We start from the raw sequence: 235 nt of genomic DNA, 5'->3' as shown, positions 1-235 counted from the left end.
GCTGTTGTAACAGATTCACTATCATCACTTAGATCAGACACTGGTGTCACTGAAATTGTTAGTGTAGAGCTCTGTGTATCACCTGCACCGTCAGTAACAATGTAAGTAATTACAGGCACAGCACCATTGAAATTATCATTTGGTGTGAAGGTATAGCTACCGTCTGCATTTAAGATGAGTTCACCTTCAGCAAGGGTAACCGTATCACCTGCATTATACGTATTCCCACCAACCA

Annotated in this window: 1 protein-coding gene; it reads right to left on the bottom strand. The window is 41.7% G+C overall.

Annotation, left to right across the window (positions count from 1 at the left end; translation table 11 throughout):
* A partial coding sequence (locus H4J67_RS20230; protein WP_182204964.1) for a cadherin-like domain-containing protein occupies positions 1 to 235 on the bottom strand: 235 nt, incomplete at both ends.

Source organism: Colwellia sp. BRX10-4, from assembly GCF_014077465.1.
Lineage (GTDB): Bacteria > Pseudomonadota > Gammaproteobacteria > Enterobacterales > Alteromonadaceae > Colwellia_A.
The sequence above is the reverse complement of the archived record's forward strand: the minus strand, read 5'-3'. Positions and strand labels throughout refer to the sequence as shown.